This window comes from Bartonella sp. P0282, from assembly GCF_048452985.1.
GTDB lineage: Bacteria > Pseudomonadota > Alphaproteobacteria > Rhizobiales > Rhizobiaceae > Bartonella > Bartonella choladocola.
In genome coordinates this window covers 1-336 of record NZ_WTFO01000019.1, presented here as the reverse complement: position 1 = coordinate 336, position 336 = coordinate 1, and the positions used below count along the sequence as shown (strand labels likewise).

At 45.5% G+C, this 336-nt stretch carries 1 protein-coding gene; it reads left to right on the top strand.

All coding sequences use genetic code 11. The features are described 5' to 3' along the window. The coding region (locus tag GQS64_RS11980) for a hypothetical protein (protein ID WP_198231767.1) at positions 1-336 on the top strand (336 nt) is incomplete at both ends.

The following is a 336-nucleotide window of genomic DNA, read 5'->3' as shown; positions in this document are numbered from 1 at the left end:
AGGCAATGACCTTACCTTTGACATTGTTGACGGGGGCGGTAACAAGCCGGATACGAACAAGGTTGTTCTGTCGGAAATTCAAGAGACACCAGATGGCACTTATAAAGCCACATTAAAAGGCACGCTTGCCGGAACTTATAAAATTACACCGAAGGTTTCTTCTGATGCTGTTGGAACACTTGAAGCCACTGTGACGATAAAGGGCGGTAAAGTCGATGGGGGAAAAGGAAATTCCACCTTTATCGCATCTCCGACATCCTTTAACGCAGGTGATAGCAAAGGATCAACACTCACCTTTACAGCGAAGGATGCTTATGGCAATCTTGTTGCAGGATT